Raw genomic sequence first — 18,650 nt, forward strand, 5'->3', positions numbered from 1 at the left:
TTGTAACCTTACTGCTATAGCTTTTTCTTGCATGAAGAGGTGCCTTACACCTATACTTTTCTCAATAAAAAGCGACTGACACTTTACTAATTTATGTTGAAATCTTTTGCACAAAAATTGTGTATATTGTTTTTTACATCAATGTTTTTTTTTCGATTTATTAGCCATCGCTCTTTCCAATGATTAACTAGCTCATCTAATGTGTAGTTTAAATAATGAGGTTTTTTTTGGTTACCGTTCAGGAACTCTTTAAAGTTATCTGCCAGAGGTATAGCGTATATTTGTCTTTTAAAAGAGTGATTAAGTAAAAGATCGGAATTAAATCCAAGAATGTCAGCAGCAGTACGAATTACACGCATTCTCCATATTGGGCCATCGCCGAATTTATTAGTAACATCGATATTGTTATTTCGAAGCAACTCGCGCATTGCTTCGAAAGTTTCGTCTGTTAAATGCAAGGTTCCGAAACCTTTAGTTTGTCCAATTGGTATATATAACAAGTTATTATCTATTTTGATGCGATTATATTGAGAGCTTTTCCCGTACAGACTAGTTGTAAAAAGACAAGCAAGATCATTTGCTTTACGTTTGGAGATATTAGTAATCGTATCTTTATATTTTCGCTTATAAATGTTTCTGACCTCGTTCGATGCAATTATGTAAGAAATGAGCTTACCACCCAAAAGATGATTATAAGGTGGCAAGGCCCCTAATACATAGGCATCCATTGTATAAACCAAGTTTTTTGTGCGAGTTTCCTTGTTCCAACCAATCCAGTTATCACGGTCCGGAATATGAACAATTGAACTCCCAAGAGCAGCAATTCCTATTAAAGGTTTATTTGGTAATGCATTATCACGGATTAAAAGTTTAATTCTTCTTCCTACATAGTCGCTGTAAGGCGAAGACCAGTAATAACGAAAGATACGAAATAGGTCGAATTGTTTTTGTTCTTCACATACCTCAATCATTGGCTCAATCTTAGATTCCCACACCAAATGACCATCTGCTAAATTATGCCTTGCTAATAAAATATTTTCAGTTATCCACTTTTTATTTTTTTGTATGGATTCTTGTCTTTTAATCTGCATCGAATCCTTAACGATTTGCTTGTTATAAAAAGATGGAGGGGTAAAGGAAATCCGATTAGTATTTGTTTTCATTTCCCATCCCAATCTTAAAAGATCACGAACTATTAGAAGTTTAACCCTATCTTCAGAAGATTCTGTAAATATTGGAACATCAGGTTTATGTTCTGAAATAAGCCTGTGTAATTGACTATTATGTTTTAACTTTAAGTCTAGCATATCCTACTTAACGAACTTGGATTCTTTGTAAACTATGTTCTCAATAAGCTTTTCGAATTCGGTGACTCTTACAGGCAAAGCAAAAGCTTGATCGGAAGATACCATGTAAAGGTTTCCAGGAATTGTTTCTCGTTGGATAAAATTTGCAATTACTCCATCGTAGTTTATATTCGACTTAATCAAAGCTCGAATATCATCTGAATTTCCCATATGAAAAGTAAAGAAGTTCTCTGCTTGTGTTCTTATTTCTTCGGAGATCGCTGATGGACGCTGGGTAATGGCAACCACACCTAATCCAAACTTTCTACCTTCTTTTGCTACTCTGACAAACGGATTTGCATTAGATTTGACAAATTCCTCAGATAATACATTCTGTGCTTCTTCAACAAAAATAACTGTATTGATAACCTTTTCAGGGTTGTCAGATGTGAAATTTTCCTTGTTATTATCAAACAGTTTGCGAACAAATATTGTAGAAATTATGCTCGCATCCATATTGTCTTTAAGTGATAAATCAATAATAATGGTTTTCCCCTGTTTTAAATATTCAAAGACTTTTTCTACAAGGTCTGAAGAATTTGAATGTATACCTTTGCCTTCATCAATGAGGTGTCTAATTCGTTTTCTAATGGCCATGATGGTTTTCCTGGCACTAACATCCTCTTTAGGCATACCTTTACTGTCAAGTTTTACTTCACCAAAAAAGTCGGCAAAATCTGTATGAAGTCTTCCTGGGTTTGAAACATACTGGTCGATATTTTTTATAAAATCGCCAACACCTTCTTCATCCAAATATAACAAAAATGATTTCATAACTTCGGAAAAACCCGCTCCAAAATTCAGGATATCCCCAACTGTGAGGTTGTTATGCATGTTCAATAGTACTTTGCCACCAAATATAAAACGTTTATTGTTTTTGTACTCATTCGGAAGTTCCTTATCTGTATAAACAACAACATTGTTTCTTATGGCCGGGTCATCAATATCCCCAAGCCCATATGTTGACAGACCCCTCAGGAAATATTCACCATTTAAATCAAAGATAAGCTTTCCGTAATGGGTATCTTCTGTCATATTGCGTAGGAGTACTTTAACCAAATTTGTTTTACCGAAACCAGATTGTGCAAATATCATAGTTCTTTTGTTACGTAATTTATCTATCTTGAACAGTATATGCCCTTTATCTTTGAATACATTTTCCCCTATGCAAAGGTGCCCTATTGGCGCACCATTTTCATTTGCCTTGTTCAGGATTGACTCTATTTCACGTTTGTTCAAATGCCTTGCAATATATGAAACTGTAGGTAATTTACGAACAGCTGTTGTAAAGTTTATTGATGTTCCAGTATCAGTGTAAGTTCCAAGAATTCTAACTTTATAAGTATAACTGAACATCTTTTGTTTATCACGTTCAGAAAGTTCCCTTTCAGCAATTCGGGCATAATGAACGGCAATTAGCGTTTTGTCTTGAGATTTAAAAATGGGATCTTCATCATAAATTTCAGCCTCAACGCGAGCGAGGAATTTAGTGCTTCCTTCGTCTTTGGGTGTCAAGACAATAAAATCACCTGTTTGGGGACTAGCTTTGGCATCTTCATAAGAAGAGTAAATAAGTAAAGCATCTTCCGTGGTCTTCTGGCCATACAGAACACCAAAATCAGCTTGCTTACTCAAGTTTTGCCTCCTATTTAGAATCTGTCATGTGTGTCTAAGAATAAGTTTTCAATATCAATATGATCCATTCTTTGATCTTTATACAGTGAATATTTCAATCTATTAATAATTTCTTCTTTGAAGTTTTTTTTAAGAGAGATGAAGTTGTGGACTTCAGCTAAGGGGTAAGGATATCCTAAAATGTAATGTTCTTGAGTCAGTCGTGTCAGCTCTTTGAATATCAATGCAAGCTCTGTTTTGTCGCGATCCAATACAGAACCTTCAATTCCAGGAATTGCGTCAAAGATATTTACATCAATTATGACCCAGTCAAAATTTTGAAGTTTTTCAACATAATCTAAACGAGCAGCTACAAATAGACCGAAACCACGTCCGCCATGTATTCCTTTTTTAACAAACATCTCACCTTGGTATGAAGCTTTTAAGACTGGTGTTGGCACTTCAAACCAGCAACACAGTTTTTTTCTCTTTGGATCTTTCTCAGTAAATGGATATTTATATTTAAGCTGGTCTTGAAGGTAGTCATCTATCTGTTTGAATGTATAAGATAGCTCCATCTTTATAGGAGATTGTTTTGTTATAGAAATGGTCTTAATTCCTTTTTCATGAAGATATTTTCCCAACCGAACCAAATATTCTTGTTTAATTTGAAGCGGACGAAGTGTTCCATCTCGGAGTATAAAATCACCTGGTTTTGTATGGTTGAGTTCTGCGACTTCAAGGATAAGAGAGATTTCAAGAATTTCCTGACAAAATGAAAGGAGTGTCGATAAGTTAACGCAAATCTTTTCTTTGTCATATGCAAAAATATTTTCAGGGGTATCTCCTGGTTTTTCTGCCCAAAATTCGAGTAATCGTTTAACCGGCTTTATGTTTAGCAATTCATCATATATTGCACAAAGATGATCTTGGCTGGTTACAAGTATATTTTCAGGATAATATGCTTGTCCCAGGATTATAGGATCATCAAGCGAATTCATACGAACTTGCTTACCATATTGGTAGCAGATATATCCAGCAGTATACATAACAATAGCCAAACCATTATAAAACTGTTCACTATTGAAACTTCCATCAATTGCATAAAAGCTTCTATCTGTATTGTCGATCTCGTTGAATGGGGTAATTTCAAATATTTGTGGCGTTTCAATATTATCTTCAACGCCTATGGGATTGATGTTGTAATTTTTATTGCTTCTACTGTTTATATGTTTTGCAACCGCTTCTATTGCATTATCTGGAATTTCTTTTCGTGACATGATTAATTACCTTTTTAATCATAGTTATTTGTTGAGACAAATATGAAAAATCAAATATAATAATTTAAAATAGTACCATATTATCTTAATATTCGATATTATATTTCGATTCATTATTAATAAATTTTATATTGTGGGCATTTTGGTTCTCCAAATACTACTCACCCTCAATATTAAAATCCAAACTTCAATTTCACAAGATTTTCAGCAACGAACATTTGACTTAAGGCCTTGAGAAGGGTAAATTGCTTGAGTCATTTGGTAATACCACCTGCCACAAAATAGGATATCAGAAAGGAGAATTTATGAGTGACTATGATGTGATTGTCATCGGCGCAGGATGCGGCGGGCTCAGTGCAGGGGCGCTGCTTGCAAAAAAGGGATGTAAGACGCTTGTGCTTGAGCAGAGTTCCCTTGTGGGCGGATGCTGCTCCACGTTCGAGCAGGAAGGTTTCAGTTTCGACCTCGGTGCATCCATTCTCGAGGACGTGGAAGTGATCAACTGGTGCTTCGAGAGGCTTGGAACTTCCGTCTTCAAGGAAACGGAAATGATAAAATGCGATCCCATATACACGGTCATACTGAAGGACGGGACCAAGATCACATATCCCCTGTCCAGCGAAGAGACCGCAAAACTGATCGGAACGATCAGCCCCGAAGATGAAGACGGCTGGAGGAGATACGCCGACTACATGAAGGCATTCCTCGATGCGGCGTTCAAGGGCTTCTTCCTCTCACCCGGCAACACGCTGACAGACATGGCCATGATGTTCGTAAGGACGCCAGCACTGCTCAAGTTTTTCCCGCTGTTTGCCACGAACTATCAGTCGGTTCTGGAGAAGTTCTTCAAGAGCGACAAGATTATGGAATCGATCGCATACCAGAGCTATTTCTTCGGGCTTCCGCCCGAACTCGGCCCGGGCCACAGCGCCATGATCCCCTATTCAGAACATGAAGGGGTCTACTATACGAAAGGCGGGATGAAGGGCATACCCGAGGCGCTCGTAAAATGCGGACAGAGGCTCGGCATGGAGCTGAGGCTTAATACACTTGTAAAGAAAGTGATTGTAAAGAACGGTCGTGCGGTGGGTGTCCAGCTTGGTGACGGGACTGAGATTACCGCCAGGCTCATAGTCTCCAACATCAACGCCAGGCAGCTCTATACCGACCTGATCGGCCTTGAGCATCTGCCGTGGCTGGCCCAGGTGGGCGTGAAAAGCTATCGATATGCAATGGCCACACCCATGATATATCTTGGCGTGGATTATGAGCCGCCGCTCGACAGCCACCATACGATAATCACGCTGCCTGTCGCTGAAACCAACAAGTTCTGGAACGATTACTATCTGAAGGGACTCTTCCCGACCGAGCAGTATGCGATAATAAGCTATACGTCCAAGACCGACCCCGGGCTCGCACCCAAAGGCTGCAACATTATCGTGCTCACGCTTTCGCCCGGCCCGTATAAGCTTCAGGGCAAGGACTGGGACGAGGCAAAGCCCGAGATAATGGACCGCGTAATAAGATTCATGGAGAAGAAGTGCATCCCGGGTCTTGAAGAGCACATAAAGGTGGCCAGCTTTTCAACACCCAGGGATTTCGAGAGAAGGCTCTTATCACCCGAAGGAGCCATATATGCGCTCAGGCAGGACCTGATGTCCTCCATGGTGTTCAGACCTGCTGCGAAGTCGAAGAACATAAAAGGTCTTTATCTGACAGGTGCATCCACACATCCCGGAGGCGGCGTTCCAACGGTTATAGCTTCAGGTATGATAGCCGCAGACCTTATTGAAAAATATGAAAACTGAGCGAGGTGAAATATGAAATGCAAACTGCTTTCTATTGCGGTTCTGGCTGCCGGCTTCGTCTGCTGGTCAAGACTTTCTGATTCCAAGAAGAGATTTTACAAAGACCTGATAAGGCAGGTTCCTTATATTATTCCAAGATATTTTGTCTGAAAATCCATGCGGGCCGGGGCGATATCCCGGCCCTCGGTTAAAATTCCACTGAAGCTATGCGGCGGCCTACGCCGATTTTATCTGGATTTTTTTCTGCTGCTCTACAGGCTTTGCGACCTTGGGCAGCGTGATGTTGAGGACGCCTTTTTTGAATGTCGCGTCGATCTTGTCGTGCTCGACTTCGGAAGGTATCTGGATCGTCCTGCTGAAGCTGCCGTAGCTCCTTTCGGAATAGTAGGTTTCCTTTCCTTTTTCTTCCTTTTCCTGGGTCTTCTCTCCTTTAATGGTGAGGATGTCCTTGGAAAGGTTGACCTCGATGTCTTTTTCCTCGAGTCCGGGTAGTTCGGCCGTAACCTTGATCTCTTTCTCGTCTTCAGTCATGTCGATTTTCGGGTTGAACGCTCCGAATTTTTCGTCAAACGGTGTGACCTCGAAGCCGCTGAAGAAATCGTCAAAGAGGTTGTTGAGCGCCCTCTGGAAGGTTACCGCCGGGTTCTCTCCGGTTTTTGCCAAATTGCCTGATCTTCCGAATCTAAATGGTGACAGATATCTCATGATTTTTACCTCCTTTTCTTAAAGATATTTCTTAGCCTGCCTGTATGGCGATTTTTCTTGTCTTGACAGGTTCGGCCTTCGGGAGAACGACCTTAAGGACGCCATCCTTCATGCTGGCCTCGATCTTTTCCCTGTCGATCTCGTCGCTAAGGGTGAACTGCCTGTAATAATCGCCGATTCCGTATTCGATATATGTCGCCTTCCTCTGGCCGTAGATGCTTTCATCGACGCCTGCCTCAATCGTCAGAATGTCCTTCTCCAATGTTATATTTACCCTGGATTCGTCAGTGCCGGGCATATCGGCCAGAAGGTAGAGGCTATCGTTCGTTTCATAGATATCCACCCTGGGCATGTATGTACGCGAATCTTTGGTCCTTTCCGCACCTGCCGTTTTCGTTTCGGTTTTTGCAGTTATTTCTTCAGCCATACTCATTCACCTCCGTTTATTCGGTTGTCCTTACATTTATTTTTCTGGGTTTGTCCGATTCCGCCCTGGGCAGCGTCAGCTTGAGTATTCCCTTGTCATACAGTGCTTCGATTTTACTGCTGTCAACATTGTATGGCAGCTTTACGGTTCTGTTGAAGCTTCCGTATGCGCGTTCGTTTCTGTGCCATTTCTCTCCTTCCTTCAGGTCAACGGGTTTTTTCTCCGCCTTAAGAGTAAGCATGTCCCCCGCGACGGTAAGGTCGATCTGGCTTGCTTCAATCCCGGGAACTTCAGAAGTTACGACTACATCGTCTCCCGTCACATAAACATTGACAGGAGGGTAGGCCTGTCTTCCTCTTGAGAAAATCCTTCCCATATCCTGATCAAAATCCTGAAATTCTCTAAATGGATTTAGTATTGTAAACATCTTCTACACCTCCGTGATTTTTTTCTGGGATATATTTAGGGTCGTAATTTATCGATTTCAAGAGATACACGGATGTAGTAGTATGCCGGAAAATAAAATTTCAGGAGGCATTTAAATGAAAGAATTAAAACTGATTTCAAGGGTTTCTTTTGGACTGGCGATACTTCTCGTGTTTGTTTTTTCGGGTTGTGCAACCACATCAAAACCGGGAGCGGTTGTTGTTGAACAGATAACTCATACGGCAACCGTAGTGAATATCGACACTGCAAAAAGGGTTGTTACGCTTAAAAGGGAAGACGGAAGCGTACAGAGCTATGTGCTGGGCGATAATGTAAAGAACTTTGACCAGATAAAAGTGGGAGACATCGTCAAATCATCCGTGATCGAGTCAGTTGCAGTTGCTGTAAGAAAATCTGATGAAAACCCAGATGCGACAGTCAGCAAATCGGTGAGCGTGGCTGCAAGGGGTGAAAAGCCGAGCATGACCCTTACAGACACATTCGAAGTGGTGGCAAGGGTAACATCAATCGACATGGATAAAGGAACGATTACGATCAGTACGGTGAGCGGCGAAACCAAGACATTCCCGTTTGATAAAAGTGTGGGCAAATTCAGGAATATCAAAGCAGGCGACGATGTAATCCTCAACATAAGCGTTGCGGTCATGATTGCAGTCGAAGCCCCGGCACCTGTCGGGCCTCCTGCTCTTTAGAACAAAAATTCAGGATGCGGCACATGTGCCGCATCCTTATATCCATCTTGAGAAATCCATCTTAATAAAGCCTTGATTATTAAGCATGAGACCTTTATTAAATAATGAGTCAGGGTTTTATGATTCTTTTAAAAAAATTCAGAGAGGTCCTTATCAGTGGAGAAAAGTATACATGACATGATCATTATCGGCGGGGGACCGGCAGGGCTTACAGCTGGCATATATGCGGCAAGGGCCAGCATGGATGTCATCCTTATAGAAAGCACATTTTCTCCAAGCCTTATAACCATAACCGACTGGGTGGAAAACTATCCCGGGTTTCCCGAAGGCATAGGAGGGTTTGATATCGTTGAAAAGTTCAGACAACAGGCTGTTAACTGCGGTTTGAAATCGGCTTTCGGTGATGTGAGCGGAATTGTCCGGGAATCCGTTGACGGTTATCCTGTCTGGAAGGTCATTGCGGATGAAGACTATTTTGCCCATGCAGTCATATTTGCAACAGGGGCGAACCATGCAAAACTCGGCTGCCCGGGAGAGGTGGAATTTACAGGGAAAGGCGTTTCATACTGTGCAACCTGCGACGGACCTTTTTACCGGGACAGGGAGGTCGTCGTTGTCGGCGGAGGTGATACCGCAGTCCAGGAGGCTATTTTCCTGACAAAATTTGCATCGAAGGTTACACTTGTCCACCGCAGGGACAGCCTCAGGGCGACAGCCGTACTGAGGGAAAGGGCCATGGCAAATGAAAAAATAGTGTTTGAACTCGATTCTATCGTCGAATCTGTTTACGGGGACAAACTTGTAGAAGGCATTGTTCTCAAAAACAAGAAAACCGGGACAAATAAGAATCTCCGTACGGATGGCGTGTTCATATTTACCGGCCTTATTCCGAACACACAGCTGCTCAAAGGCATAGCGGAACTTGATGCAAACGGTTATATTATAGTTGACGGCGACATGAGGACAACCGCTCCCGGCATCTTTTCATGCGGTGACTGCAATAAAAAACTGCTCAGACAGGTTGTAACTGCATGCGGGGACGGCGCAACGGCCGCTTTTTCGGCCCAGCACTACGTTGAAGATATTCATGGAACCGCCTATGAGGGAAGAAAGAAATAAACTTTTTTGGAGGAAGGTATGGACAGTACAAATGAAATGCCAGATACCCCGCTTGTTTTAACGGATTCGAACATTGATGAAACGATTAAAAAATATCCCTTTCTGGTTGTAGACTGCTGGGCTCAATGGTGCGGTCCGTGCCGGATGCTCGGCCCGATCATTGAAAGCCTTGCAAAGAAACATCAGGGTGATATCGTATTCGGTAAGCTCGACGTCGATACTAATCCGGCAACTGCCGGAAAATACGGGATCCGCACGATACCTAACCTGATCGTTTTTAAAGACGGCGCAAAGATGGGCGACATTGTCGGGGCCATGCCGGAAGGAATGCTCATAAACGAGATAAATAAATACAGATAGGTTTCAATTATTCGAAAAAGGAACATATGATCACTCATTCATCATCATGGCGAATCAGGGGAAGAGTTGAAGACAATGCCATCCCCGGACTCGATTTTTCGCCGGTCTTTACATCCCTTTTGAAAATGAGGGGAATAAGAACTTATGATGATGCTATGAGGTTCATATCTCCGAAACTGAACGATATGAAAGATCCCGTTTCAATGTCAGGGATCGAAATCGCCTGCGAGAGATTGGCCAGCGCCATCATCAATAAGGAAAAAATCGGGGTTTTTACTGATTATGATGTCGATGGCGTATGTAGCGCCGCACTTCTTCACAGATTTTTCATAAAGCTGGGCATTCCGGCGCCGATAGTATTTATTCCCGACAGGACCATTGACGGTTACGGGCTTAATATCAGGGGGATAGACATCCTTCATGGCCAGGGTGCAACGCTTATCATAACTTCTGACTGCGGCATTAACTCATCTGCCGAGGTTAATTATGCAAAGAAGCTGGGCATAGATGTTATTGTAACCGATCACCATGAACCCGAAGGAATATTGCCAGAGGCATTGAGCATAATAAATCCGAAACAGGAAAGCTGCCCGTTCTATGGTGAAGACCTTTGCGGGGCAGGTGTTGTGTTTCACCTGATAATCGCGCTCAGGGCCCATCTCAGAAAAATGGGTTTTGAAAATCTGCCGAATTTGCGTGAAGACCTCGATCTTGTCGCAATGGCTACAGTAGCTGATGTGGTATCGCTCTCGGGTGTCAACCGCATATTGATAAAAGAGGGTCTTGTGGTGCTGAATTCCCATGAACGCGCAGGGATAGCCGCTCTGGCGAAGGTCTCCGGAATCAACCGTGAGGTTTATGCCCATGACCTCGGGTATATACTCGGCCCCCGTATCAATGCGGCCGGCAGGATTTCGGACGCAAGGAAGGCATTCGAACTTCTCACAACCGATGATGAGGTTACTGCGAACCGGATTGCATCCGAACTGCACCTATTAAACCAGAGAAGGCAGTCCGAGGAGCAGAAGGTTCTGAAAGAAGCCATATCAATGGTTGAAGTCAGGCCTCATCTTCCAAAGGTTATCGTTGTTGCAGGGACAAGCTGGCATACCGGTGTTGTGGGCATCGTGGCGTCCAGGCTTTCAGAGCGCTATCAGAGACCCGCGGTGGTGATTTCCATCATTGACAATATTGGCAAAGGTTCAGGAAGATCGGTTGAAGGCGTCGATCTTCATGCCGCCATTAATGAATGCTCCCATCTACTGCTCGGGTGCGGCGGTCATAAGATGGCGGTTGGCCTTACCATCGACGCAGACAAGATAATTCATTTCGCAGGCTCGCTCGAGGCAGTAGTATCCAAAATAAGGCCCTCTGAATCGAAAATCGAAGTCGATATGAGAATATCACCTTCAGATATAACCCCGGGGCTTCTTAAGGAGCTTGAGATGCTTTCTCCATACGGGGACGGCAATCCCGAACCGGTCTTCATGATGTCGGGCATGGAGGTGCTCAGTTCCAAGAAGCTTGAAGGTTCACAGGTAAAGTTCATGCTTCAGCATTCAGGCAGGGTATTTCATACGCTCGGGTACACGGTAAACGGCAATGGAAACAGCCTGTCAAAAAAACTCGATATTGCTTTTTCGCCGGTGCAGAGACGCATTAACGGTCATAGTTATCTTTATCTGGCTTTGAAGGCGCTTTCACCTGCTTAGCGATCCTTTCGGCAAGCGATTTCTGTTCCTTAATCTGTGAGGATACTACCGGGCCTATTTCAAGCGGATTTTCAAGAAGCCTCGGCTTTCCTAAAATGATGAGCAGTATGATGCAAATCAGGAGGCTCAAATAAACGGCAGCCACTTTTATCCTGCGGATGGCCTCCTCCTTTGCAATAGTCTTGTCCCGTTTATCCATCGAACCTCTCGGGAAGACCTCTACGATTCCCGCTTCGATCAGTTTTACGATGGAAGCGAGCGCTTCAAAGGGCAGTTCAAGCGACTGATTTATTATGTCCTGTACGGTTTTTTCACCGTCAATCAGGTTGTATATGACAACATCGATACTGTTTAGATCATATCTTATGCTTATCTCCTGGGTAAGGGGTGTTATGGCTATAGGGCAGTAATCCAGAGGTGGCGTTTTGGGTCTTATGATAGGGAGCTCGTCTATGATCCTCAATGTATCCAGCACCACCCCTTCTGTAGGCAGGCTGCATGCCATCATGCTCTCTGTGTTTATATCACGGTCTTCAAACCTGTAATTTCCATCCTCCCACTGGAAAACATCCAGCATCGTATTCCTGAAAATGATAATGGAAGCCTTATCTAAAATATTCTCTTTAATGATGCCCTTTGAAATAAGGTAATCATACCAGGCGCCCTTGTTTCTTTTCTGGTTTTCAATCGAATCTCTCAGTTCTTTTTCATTTATAAATCTTGCTTTCAAAAGGATATCCATCCTCGGATCGAATTCCCATTTATCCGAAGAAACACCCTGTATGATCCCGTCCCTGAAAGCTACTGTTATGGTCTCTTTTGTGGACGTAAGGACCAGGAGACCTGTTTTTATCTGCTGGGATATAAGCTGGAATATGTCGGTTATACCAAAACCCTTTAATGTGCCGATCAGTGCCATTTTATATTCCTTTCTTGACAGGTGGGTATCTGAAGGCAATCAGGTACAGTAATATTAAAGCCGCGATACCGGTCAAACGGAAGTAAAGGATATAATGAGAGCCTGAAGGCATGAATGAATACATGAACATTCCGCCTGATATTGCCAGTATTATCCCGAAACTGAAAATGAACAGCATCACCAGGGACCTAATTGTCCTGTTTGCAATGAGCGAGCCAAGACCGGGCAATATCATCTCGAATCTGGTGGTTTTACGTCTGTTGAGAATACCGAAATTTCTTATCTCCTGCAGCTTGTGATGGACAACGATATTGTGCTGTTTCCTGCTCCGGGTTTCAATCAGATTGCACTGCAGGCATATGGGGTAACCCTTTGATGTAACGGCCCCCATGTAGAAATGATTGCCGCATTTTGAACATTTTTTAGTAAATCTGTCCCTGGGAATATATCCGAGGAACAGAAAGCAGACGAGCATTATTATACCGGCCCATGGCGCCCAGGAAGGCTTCAGCAGACCGATTGCCGATTTCCAGAGTTCATCAGCCGCCAATGAAGCTTCGGTTGAAGATCTCATCTGTCTTCTGAACATGTCTTTAAGGGGTGTCTTCTTGTAGACGTACATCGGATATGTGTTCCGCGAAAGGAGTCTGCTGGCCTCTCTCGGATCGATCGCCGTCATTTTTTCAACCTGCCTGTCGGCTTCAAACAGATTGAAGATATCAAGATAGGCCCTGCTCAGATTGAAATAATAGACAACTTCCCCTGGGTCTAGCTTGGATGCATTATCAAATGCGGTTACAGCCTCATTTATTTTCTGTTGCGCGGCGAGGACAATGCCCATTGTATTGTAGTAAATGGAATCATTGGGGCTATTTGCTATACAGCGGCTCAAAAGCGCGATGGCTTCATCATATTCCCCGATCCTGATTTTCGAAATGGCCAGTGCATTGGCCGGATCCGAGTCGTTCTTGTTTTTGTTCACCCAGTTTGACAGATATGCGATGTCATCCTGATTTTCCATGCTCTCTTCAACAAGAAATATCTCTTTGTCGGCCTGAGTTGATGCATATGTAATCAGTTTTCCTCCGATGCCGGAAAGCAGGCCCGAAATCATGAAAAACATGAACAGGATGACGATAACCTTTTTTTCAGCCCTGTTTATATAACCGCTGAATATGACCGCCCACCATATCGTGAACCATAGAGGTCCCGCATCCAGGAATAAAGGCAGAGACAGTATCATTGCAAACCACAGCTTTATCGCTATGTCGGGCACATTACTGTCTGAAATTGTTTTGAAGTCATTCAGAAGATATGAGGCATATTTTATGGTTATGCATAATCCGAAGAGGAAGAACATAAGCACCGCACTTGTCAGAAATAGAAAATACAGGTTTCCTGAAAGTGCTGCTGCATCGGGCCATAAAATCCAGGACGGGTCGCTGAAAGACAGGGCCTTGAAAGTTGATATAATAGGGCCCTGCGGCATGTTCAACCTTCCGGTACAATCTTATCCAGTTTGATTGCCATATCCATGATATATATCTTATCGTCATTTTCTATTTTTATTTTAACGGGGAGATTGAATGCATTGGCGGAAATGATGCTCGGCGTGCCTGTACTTACAATCCTGATTCTCCCGCCGGTGAATCCGGAAGATGCCTGAACAGGTTCTTCAGCCGCAAGGTCGACAAGGTCTTCAGGGATCACTCTGCCCGAGGCTGTGTCGCCTTCTTCGGCTCCGGCATGCGAAACTTTTGGAGCTGCCGGGGGTTCCTTATCCGGTTCTGCGGTTGAGGGCCGGACAGCCTGGAAGCCTGACTGAAATTTCTTCTGCTGCGGGCCTGCCCCTTTTTCAATATGCTGCAGCACCATCTTTGTAATCAGGGTGAGCGTTTCAAGAACGCCTATGCCCGATGTCGCCACCGCCTCGGTTGAAGGATAGCCATCGGGGTTCATTATCTGGTTCATTTCCGCAACCGATATCACGTCCTGAAGGTCTCTCTTGTTGTATTGAATGACAAGCGGTAACGTTTTAATGCTCTTTCCGTAATAGTTCAGGTTCTCTTCAAGATTATTGAGGCTTTCGATATTCTCCTCCATCTTGTCTCTCTGGGAGTCCGCCACGAACACTAGCCCGTCGACGCCTGTCAGAACAGCCCTTCTTGTCGAATTGTAATAAACCTGTCCGGGAACCGTATAGAAATGGAGCCTGGTCTTGAAACCTCTGACATTTGCAATTTCTATTGGAAGGAAATCGAAAAAGAGTGTCCTGTCGGCTTCAGTTGCAAGAGATACCAGCTTTCCTTTCTGCTCAGGCTTTATTCCTGTGTATATGGATTGGATATTGGTTGTTTTTCCGCAAAGCGATGGACCGTAATAAACAATTTTAGCCGAGATCTCCTTCTTGAGGTAATTGATTACAGCCATAAATCAGCCTCCATCGGACAGTTTCTTGATTTCACTTTCCACATTCTTGAAATCCTGCCGCTCTTTATGGATTTCCTTGAATATCGCGAGAGCCTTCTTTGAATCACCCATGGCTTTGTATGTCTGGGCCACCTCGTAAAGGACACCTATCTTCATCGACATTGTCAGATTTTCAATTATACCGCCGTCATGAAGCGATTTGAGGGATTCTTCAAAGCGTCCGGCATCCCTTAAGCAGATGCCGAGCATCACGTAGGAATCAAAGAGTTTTTCTCCGGTATTTATAACTTTCCGAAAGGCTTCGATTGCTTCGTCGATAAGCCCTGTCTCCCTGTAGGCCAGTCCCATGTTGTAAAGAAAAAGCGCATCACCCTTGCTTTCATCCGGGGCATTTTCTTTGATTGCGTTCAGGACGGTACCGATATCGATGTCTCCCTGGACCTGTGTGTTTTCATCTATGTTGAGCTCTTCGATCTCCTTGTCCAGTTCCTTGTTGAGGTCGAAGAAATCGGCCTTTGGTTTAATTTCCGGTGCATTGGAGGCAGGCATGGGTTCATTCATTGCTGCTTCCTTGACATTAAAAGTCTCGACTTTCTTGAGCATATCGGCATGGGCCGGCGAGATTTCGGCTGCACTCTGAAGGCATGCCATTGCCCTGTCGCTGTCGCCTTTCTTTTCATAATATTCGGAAAGCTTGACATACTGGGCGGCGGCTTCCCTGGGGAACCCCTGAACCTTGTAGAGTTCCGCCAGTCTTTCCAGCGGCTTTTCCCAGTTGGGATGTATTTTCTCCGCCTGCTTGTAGAGGGCGATCGATTTGGGATAAAAACCTTTGGACTTGTAGAAGTCCCCCAGCTTTATATAGATATCCGAGGCGTTGGTCGTATCATTCGCTTTAAGATACAAGTCGCCGAGCTTCTTCAGCAGGTTCGGATCGTTAGGACGGCTTTCGAGAGCCGCCTGACAGTCGTCGATTTCCTTTGAAGGCTTCTTCTTTCCAAGAAGAGAATCAAAAAAACCCATCTTTTTGCACCTTTCTTATAAATAACATCTCTGTATTAGGGTTAATCGGTGAAGAAAAGCGTAAACTTTAGAAATATTTTATATTTGGATTCTTTTATATCTATATAATATGGCGGATAAATTGTTGTCTGCCGAATCAAATCAACTGCTTGCATGAACATGTAAAAATCATTAACATGGCTGCAAATGAGATATGTCCATCCCGTACTTTTCGAAGAGGTTAATGCCATAGGCGGACATTATACATTTGTAAAAGAAGGGACCCTTCTTATAAAAAACCGTAAAGTTTTATATTATGTCGGGCTTGGCTCGATTGATACTTCCTGCTGCGGTGTCGGCGGGTGCATATATGCATATGTCCCGGGTTATATTATTGAATCCGGTGTCAGTGAAAATGAGGCAGATGGAAGAAGTATCTCCGAAATATCGGCTGTCGAAAGAGAAGGGCGTGCTGGCATTGCCGATATCCTGAAACTTTCCGAAAACGTCACCCAGGTTATCTTTATGACGGACAAGGGGTCATCCGAGGCCCTTTTCTGAAACATGAACGAAGAAGTCAATAAGCCCGTTTATGATATCGAGGGAATGCTGGAGAGGTTTGTCTACCATAATGAAGAGAGCGGATGGAGTGTAATAAGGCTTACGGCAAAAAAGAGGAAGACTGTGACCGCCGTGGGCATACTGACCGCGGTGCAGCCCGGTGAAAGCCTCAAACTGAGCGGAAGGTGGGTTCAGAACAAGCAGTACGGCCCGGAATTTCATTTCGATACATGTATCAATATACTGCCCGATACATTGACGGGGATAGAAAAGTACCTGGGTTCGGGCATGATTCACGGCATCGGCAAGGAAATGGCGAAAAGGATGGTAAAGGCCTTCGGCATCAATGTTATCGATGTCATTGAAAATCACCCCAAAAGCCTTATGCGGGTCAACGGGATCGGCGAACACAGGCTTAACTGCATTACTGAAGGCTGGCGCAGGCACAGGGACATCAAGGAGGTCATGATATTTCTGCAATCACTCGGCATCTCACCTGCCTATGCTGCAAGGATTTACAAAAATTACGGAAATGATTCCATAAGGGTGGTCAGGGAGGAACCATACAGAATAGCCACCGATGTCTGGGGCATTGGCTTCAAGACCGCAGACAGGATTGCTGAAAAGCTGGGCATCGGACATGATTCGCCCGAGAGGGCCATGGCGGGCGTTCTTTATGTGCTCGGACAGTTCTCTGAAAAAGGCAATGTATGCTGCCGGGTCAACACCCTTATTGAAATGGCGCAGGAAGAGCTGCAGATAAATCAGGATGTGCTGAAGAAGGCCATTGATAATCTGGTGAGGGAAGGGCAACTTGTAGTTGAAAGGAGGAGCAGTGATAGCTACGCCTATCTGAAATCACTTTTCGTTTCCGAGACAGGCGTCAAAAGGCTTATAGAGTCATTCATCGGACAGCCACAGAAGAAGTTTCCCATCGATATTGCCAGGGCTGTCGCATGGTTTGAAGCGGGTCACAAAATGGAGCTTGCACCTGAACAGCGCGATGCGATTGCGGCTGCCGTTAATGAAAAGATCATGATAATCACAGGCGGTCCGGGGACAGGCAAGACCACTATAATAAGGGCTATAATAGAAATACTTGAGAAAAAGAATCTCGCTATCCAGCTTGCAGCACCGACAGGCAGGGCCGCCAAGAGGATGTTCGAGGCCACGAGAAGGACTTCAAAGACAATCCATCGTCTGCTCGAGTTCAATCCTGCAACCATGCAGTTCGAAAGGAATCAGGAAAAGCCTCTCAAGACCGACCTCCTGATCCTGGATGAGGTCTCGATGGTGGACATCGTTCTTTTCTATCATATCATGAAGGCATTGCCCGCCCCGGCAAAACTCATACTTGTGGGTGATGCGGACCAGCTTCCCTCGGTTGGTCCCGGAAATGTACTGAATGACCTGATCGAATCAAATAGGATCAGGACCATCCATCTGACAAGGATTTTCCGTCAGGCCCGGCAAAGCCTTATAGTCGTGAACGCACACAGGGTAAACAACGGCGAGATGCCTTATCCGAGTTCAAGCTATGGCAGGAATGATTATGAGTTTATAAAAATAGAGGATGCGGAAGAGGCTCTCAATGATATCAGAACGCTTGTAACGGAAAAGATTCCCTCAAGGTTCGGATTCGATCCCGTAAACGACATACAGGTGCTGACCCCCATGCACAAGGGAGTATTGGGGGTTTTCAGCCTCAACCTGATGCTTCAGGCAGTTCTGAATCCTCCGGGTGAAGGCATTTTCAGGGGCGGATACAGGTTCTGCCTGGGAGATAAAATCATGCAGGTCCGCAATAATTATGATCTGGGAATATTCAACGGGGATATAGGAAGGATTACTGCAATCGAAACCGAAACCGGTGAAATCGAAGCGGATTTCGACGGCCGGATTGTGCCTCTCATGTCCGCTGATCTCGATGACATCACGCTTGCCTATGCATGTTCCATCCATAAAGCCCAGGGCAGCGAGTACCCTGCCGTGGTAATAGCCATGCATACCCAGCACTATGTGATGCTTCAGAGAAATCTCCTGTATACAGCGATAACCAGAGGCAGGAAATATGTGGCCGTGGTCGGCAGTTCAAGGGCCGTAGCGCTTGCGATTAAGAATGCCAACACAGCCGTCAGATTGAGCCTTCTTAAAGACAGGCTCAAGATTTAGACCGTTTGATATGGCTTGACTGGTACCGGGTATATGAAATACAACCCAATTTCGTG

17 protein-coding genes and 1 pseudogene are annotated in these 18,650 nt (G+C 44.2%); 8 read left to right on the top strand and 10 right to left on the bottom strand.

The features are described from left to right. Positions 1-86: 86 nt before the first annotated feature. From VIS94_04760 to VIS94_04770, 3 genes are read right to left on the bottom strand one after another with little or no spacing between them, the layout of a single operon-like run. On the bottom strand, positions 87-1,307 hold the full coding sequence (locus VIS94_04760; GenBank protein HEY9160379.1) for a Druantia anti-phage system protein DruA: 1,221 nt from the start codon (positions 1,305-1,307) through the stop codon (positions 87-89). 3 nt (positions 1,308-1,310) lie between these two features. Next, positions 1,311-2,981 (bottom strand): ATP-binding protein, encoded by a 1,671-nt coding sequence (locus tag VIS94_04765; GenBank protein HEY9160380.1) that lies wholly within the window; start codon positions 2,979-2,981, stop codon positions 1,311-1,313. Positions 2,982-2,995: 14 nt separating this feature from the next. Further along, positions 2,996-4,240, bottom strand: a complete 1,245-nt coding sequence (locus VIS94_04770; GenBank protein ID HEY9160381.1) for a DNA double-strand break repair nuclease NurA — start codon at positions 4,238-4,240, stop codon at positions 2,996-2,998. Positions 4,241-4,545: 305 nt separating this feature from the next. Between VIS94_04770 and VIS94_04775 the strand changes: the two genes are divergently transcribed. Together VIS94_04775 and VIS94_04780 are read left to right on the top strand one after the other, a co-directional pair. After that, entirely contained in the window at positions 4,546-6,048 is a 1,503-nt protein-coding gene (locus VIS94_04775; GenBank protein HEY9160382.1) for an NAD(P)/FAD-dependent oxidoreductase, read from the top strand. A 12-nt stretch (positions 6,049-6,060) separates the two neighbouring features. Continuing rightward, complete coding sequence (locus VIS94_04780) at positions 6,061-6,198, top strand: hypothetical protein (GenBank protein HEY9160383.1); 138 nt, start codon at positions 6,061-6,063, stop codon at positions 6,196-6,198. A 66-nt stretch (positions 6,199-6,264) separates the two neighbouring features. Here the strand turns inward: VIS94_04780 and VIS94_04785 are convergent, their stop codons facing one another. Genes VIS94_04785 through VIS94_04795 form a run of 3 tightly spaced genes read right to left on the bottom strand, consistent with a single transcriptional unit; the run spans position 6,265 to position 7,607 of the window. Beyond that, positions 6,265-6,753 (bottom strand): Hsp20/alpha crystallin family protein, encoded by a 489-nt coding sequence (locus VIS94_04785; protein HEY9160384.1) that lies wholly within the window; start codon positions 6,751-6,753, stop codon positions 6,265-6,267. A 31-nt stretch (positions 6,754-6,784) separates the two neighbouring features. After that, positions 6,785-7,180, bottom strand: coding sequence for an Hsp20/alpha crystallin family protein (locus tag VIS94_04790; GenBank protein ID HEY9160385.1), 396 nt, complete (start codon positions 7,178-7,180; stop codon positions 6,785-6,787). Positions 7,181-7,196: 16 nt separating this feature from the next. Then, on the bottom strand, positions 7,197-7,607 hold the full coding sequence (locus VIS94_04795) for an Hsp20/alpha crystallin family protein (GenBank protein HEY9160386.1): 411 nt from the start codon (positions 7,605-7,607) through the stop codon (positions 7,197-7,199). 115 nt (positions 7,608-7,722) lie between these two features. On the opposite strand from VIS94_04795, the gene VIS94_04800 reads away from it, so the two are divergent. The 4 genes from VIS94_04800 (at position 7,723) to recJ (ending at position 11,510) form a co-directional block, all read left to right on the top strand. Beyond that, a complete protein-coding gene (locus VIS94_04800) occupies positions 7,723-8,319 on the top strand; it encodes a hypothetical protein (protein ID HEY9160387.1) in 597 nt (198 codons plus the stop codon). Positions 8,320-8,475: 156 nt separating this feature from the next. Beyond that, entirely contained in the window at positions 8,476-9,438 is a 963-nt protein-coding gene (gene trxB / locus VIS94_04805) for a thioredoxin-disulfide reductase (protein ID HEY9160388.1), read from the top strand. Between the two features lie 18 nt (positions 9,439-9,456). Then, positions 9,457-9,798 (top strand): thioredoxin, encoded by a 342-nt coding sequence (gene trxA / locus VIS94_04810; GenBank protein ID HEY9160389.1) that lies wholly within the window; start codon positions 9,457-9,459, stop codon positions 9,796-9,798. 26 nt (positions 9,799-9,824) lie between these two features. Continuing rightward, positions 9,825-11,510, top strand: a complete 1,686-nt coding sequence (recJ, locus tag VIS94_04815; GenBank protein HEY9160390.1) for a single-stranded-DNA-specific exonuclease RecJ — start codon at positions 9,825-9,827, stop codon at positions 11,508-11,510. Here the strand turns inward: recJ and VIS94_04820 are convergent. From VIS94_04820 to VIS94_04835, 4 genes and pseudogenes are all read right to left on the bottom strand, one after another. Next, a complete protein-coding gene (locus VIS94_04820; GenBank protein HEY9160391.1) occupies positions 11,458-12,429 on the bottom strand; it encodes a DUF4388 domain-containing protein in 972 nt (323 codons plus the stop codon). The genes recJ and VIS94_04820 overlap by 53 nt on opposite strands. Position 12,430: 1 nt before the next feature. Then, on the bottom strand, positions 12,431-13,918 hold the full coding sequence (locus VIS94_04825) for a hypothetical protein (GenBank protein ID HEY9160392.1): 1,488 nt from the start codon (positions 13,916-13,918) through the stop codon (positions 12,431-12,433). A gap of 359 nt (positions 13,919-14,277) precedes the next feature. Next, positions 14,278-14,859: pseudogene (locus VIS94_04830) on the bottom strand (ADP-ribosylation factor-like protein). A gap of 3 nt (positions 14,860-14,862) precedes the next feature. After that, positions 14,863-15,882: a tetratricopeptide repeat protein gene (locus VIS94_04835; protein ID HEY9160393.1), complete on the bottom strand. Its 1,020-nt coding sequence runs from the start codon at positions 15,880-15,882 to the stop codon at positions 14,863-14,865. A 186-nt stretch (positions 15,883-16,068) separates the two neighbouring features. Here VIS94_04835 and VIS94_04840 point away from each other — a divergent pair, with 186 nt between their 5' ends. Both VIS94_04840 and VIS94_04845 read left to right on the top strand, forming a co-directional pair. Next, on the top strand, positions 16,069-16,422 hold the full coding sequence (locus VIS94_04840) for a hypothetical protein (protein HEY9160394.1): 354 nt from the start codon (positions 16,069-16,071) through the stop codon (positions 16,420-16,422). Between the two features lie 3 nt (positions 16,423-16,425). Further along, on the top strand, positions 16,426-18,594 hold the full coding sequence (locus tag VIS94_04845) for an ATP-dependent RecD-like DNA helicase (protein ID HEY9160395.1): 2,169 nt from the start codon (positions 16,426-16,428) through the stop codon (positions 18,592-18,594). Positions 18,595-18,650 lie beyond the last annotated feature (56 nt).

The organism is Desulfomonilia bacterium (genome assembly GCA_036567785.1).
Classification (GTDB): Bacteria; Desulfobacterota; Desulfomonilia; order UBA1062; family UBA1062; genus DATCTV01.